Origin of the sequence: Bartonella sp. AP65SXKL (assembly GCF_042195725.1) — a bacterium.
GTDB lineage: Bacteria > Pseudomonadota > Alphaproteobacteria > Rhizobiales > Rhizobiaceae > Bartonella.
Window position 1 is genome coordinate 1 of sequence record NZ_JBHIOW010000040.1, and the last position, 3,438, is coordinate 3,438.

Sequence of the window (3,438 nt, forward strand, 5' to 3'; positions counted from 1 at the left end):
GGTAATTGATCTGCCATGTCTTGTTTCCTCCCTATGATTAATTATCAGGTTCACCACTGTAGGTGGGGATAACAATCGTTCCAAAATCTTGCGCTGCTTGAGAGCTATTTGGAAATTTGAAACGGGTTTTCTTCATGCCAATCAGTGTTTTCGCAGACAAACCATAGTAACGTTGATAGTCGAAATGCTCTTCCACCAATTTATAGCGATTGACATTGCGATTATTTCCAAAAGCCATAACGATACTTTGTGCTCCAAGAAAAACAGCACGACGCACACTTTTTTTCGCTGTATGATCGGTAGATTTAACCCCATGGGTGACATGTTCAGATTCACGTAAAATCACACCATTATACATGCCTAGTGAACCATCAAAGATCGGATTCTTCGCACGCGAACCTGAATAAGCCGCCTTTTGTATATCAAGCCACTGACCAGTCTCTGTATTGGTACGCAATTGCATCACTTGTGTTGGATGCAAATAGAGAACATAAACACTCTCCCCATTCACACGTACTGGTCGAATTTTGGGATTAGCAAGTTTCGCCATTTTTACAGCTTCGTCAATAAGCTTCAAACTAAAGCTGTGTTTTGGCGCTTCACTTAGCTCTTCATCCTTGGTTTTACCATCTGGACGGATAATTCGCTTACTACTTGGTGCCAGAGGTTCATTAAATCCATAATGCACATTCTCGATATCTATCATCCGATCTTCAAAAGAGATTGTCCTTGCTGTATATCCGCAAGCTTGAATGAAAAACATCAAGCTTAAGCGATCTGCATACCAATCAACTAAGCCATCTTTTGCTTCGTCACGCAAATCAAACGTTGTACGTTGTTGCGCTATACTACCTTCATTTTCTACACGAACTGCATGCGAAAGCTCGTCAATATATAGTCTGTCATGAAGGAATTGTAATGCCTCTTCATTCCCCTCAAGCGTCTGTCCTGAGGTAACTCCCCGTCCCAAAAGCTGTGTACGTAAGCTAAATGTAACACAATCCCCTCTGCCCTTCTGTGTTTCAGTTTTAAGTTGAATAATGCTGTTTGAACCCTTGCCTATAAGGGGGGCAATAGGTATCGCCTTTGAAACTTCTGTATTTAATAATTTTGACCACGTGCTTATCGCATGAGGATCATCTGCTCTAACTGTTGTTAATGCCATTGATTTTACCTTTCTTTGCTGTAAAAAAAACCGGCTTAAAAGCCGGACCATAACCCTGCATAAAACAGGCTAATTTCTATAAAATGCACTCTTAATACCCGTTACCTGCACCGTGTAATTGCCGAAAAATCGCTTTATTTTTCGGATTTGATATCCAAACGTCAAATTCTTCTTCTGACATCCTATCAATGCTTGCTAAAGTGATTGGTCCAACACTGCCCCCTCCACCAGATGCCGTTAAGGTTCTCGCAGAATTCTGCCGGCTTTGAAGCGCAGCAACTTGATTATTCGCTTGTAATGCTTGGTTCTGATAGCCAAGATTTTGCGCTATTCTATAAATCTCTTCTGCCGGATTGAGATCTCTTTGTGCACAAGTCGCTACAAGAGCATGCAATTGATCTCTTATAATCGCATCTATTGTGTTTTGTTGTCCATACTCAGGATAAAGTGATGACCAAGAACTCAATTCCTTTGCGCGTGCCTCATAAAGAAAATTTGCCGCGGCATCAAAATCACTGGATTTATTTTGAAACGACTTAACAGAATTATTAAAAAATTCACCAAGACGTATATCATGCTGCTGCTGTTCCTCAGCTTGTCTTAGCGCTTCTTTCTGTTCCCTAATATACGCATCTTGCTTTTGAATCTTATCTAGCATCCACGCCACTAAACGAACAGGGTCCTCACGTAGGTCTGGGGGTGCATTTTCACCTTCAACCATTGGCGTCTGGGATTGGGGTTCATAAAACTTTACAAGCGCTTCACGGGCTTGTTTGGCTTGTTGCTCCATACGCTGCTGTTCTATACTAGGAACAATCTCTGAAGGTTTTTCAACGGGCTGTGCAACCGGCTCTGGAGAGGTGACATCATCATTATCAATCGTTTCACCATCATAAGTGCCAGCATCAAAAGAGCTCTCATCATCAAAGACCGGTGCTCCAACTCTGTAATCTTCATTCATAGCTTCGTTCATTTCTGCATTCATTCTCTAACCTCTCTCAAATGCTTCTTCCTCTGTATGTTGCCGCTCTTTCACGCATGATTTGATTTTGCGCTCGTTCATTAAGAATACGCTCCCGTTCAAGCTCATGCTTCTGTTGCATCAATTCCGCTTCCAATTCTGCTCTCTTTTGACGCATGACCAATTCAATCTGCTTGCCTTGTAAATCCATCTGTTGCATCTGACTTTTAGCCGCAATATCTTGCTGCTTTTCCTGCAACTTCATTTCTTGTTCCGGATTCATTTGCTGTTGTTGGGCTTGTTGTGCCATTTGCTGCTGTTGCATCTTCTCACTCACACGATTAAGCAATGACGCAGGCAATGGAGAATAACGAAGTAGATCAAGCATAATATCCGGCGTAATCGCATTTTGAAGCAATGGGAGCAGCTGTGTGATGATACCAAAGGTGCGCTCTTTCTCATTCGGGCTGGTTGGCGCATCATCAACTACAATATCATACTCGACACTCGTTACTTCTTCACGCGTCAATGGAATATATTGCGCATTCTCTTCACCAGATATCCGTACCAAACGACCATCGGACAAGTAATTCTGTATCAAGTGCAAAATAATCTTACCTTGCCGCTTGCGGTACAAACGTAAACCATCAAACAGACAAGCAAGCAGATTTAAACTGGATTGGCGTCGTTGTGCCTCCAAAATACCCGCTTGTGTCACTTCTCTTGTGCCAATGAATTCGGGCGATAAACCCGTCACCTGATTAATTGCTTCCTTAGCTTCATTAAACAGCTGGAAAAAGCCCTCTGGAAACTGTGCTACAGGCTTTGGTTGTATCTTGCCTTCTGCAAGAGCGCCATCTTCAGCAACTAGCAACGCATCAGCCCGCGCCCAATCTTGCATAGCCTGCCTGATGTCCTTAAACGCCCCTTCCTCGACAATAAGCCCCCCTTTGGATTGGCTATTAAGGATATACATCACTTGACTGAAATATTTATTCGCCCACCGTTGTGGATCTTTTGTCGGGCGCACAACCCCATAAAATTGCCGTTCTATCTTGTCAAAATACCCCGTTATACACTCCCAACCCAATTGACCAGCTGGAACTAAAGGTTGATCGGGGGATTCAAGCAATTTTCTCCCTAAAAAAGCACGTCTTACAACCTTTTTATTGAAAGCTGCCCCTTGGATATCGGGCATCATGCACTGGAGCTGCTTAAATTCTTCTTCGCTATAATCACGAAGTTCTCCAGTGCTTAAATCGGGCGCTTTGTAATATCGCTCGCTTTCAAACCAACGGCATTCAACAAGCGT

The 3,438-nt window shown here is 42.9% G+C and carries 3 protein-coding genes; all 3 read right to left on the reverse strand.

Annotation, left to right across the window (positions count from 1 at the left end; genetic code table 11):
• Nucleotides 1–37: 37 nt before the first annotated feature.
• Nucleotides 38–1,165 (reverse strand): BaGTA-type gene transfer agent major capsid protein, encoded by a 1,128-nt coding sequence (gene bgtG, locus ACFIMP_RS09365; RefSeq protein ID WP_375686311.1) that lies wholly within the window; start codon nucleotides 1,163–1,165, stop codon nucleotides 38–40.
• Nucleotides 1,166–1,256: 91 nt separating this feature from the next.
• Nucleotides 1,257–2,150, reverse strand: coding sequence for a hypothetical protein (locus tag ACFIMP_RS09370; protein ID WP_375686312.1), 894 nt, complete (start codon nucleotides 2,148–2,150; stop codon nucleotides 1,257–1,259).
• Nucleotides 2,151–2,163: 13 nt separating this feature from the next.
• The coding region (locus ACFIMP_RS09375) for a portal protein (protein WP_524535892.1) at nucleotides 2,164–3,438 on the reverse strand (1,275 nt) is incomplete at its 5' end.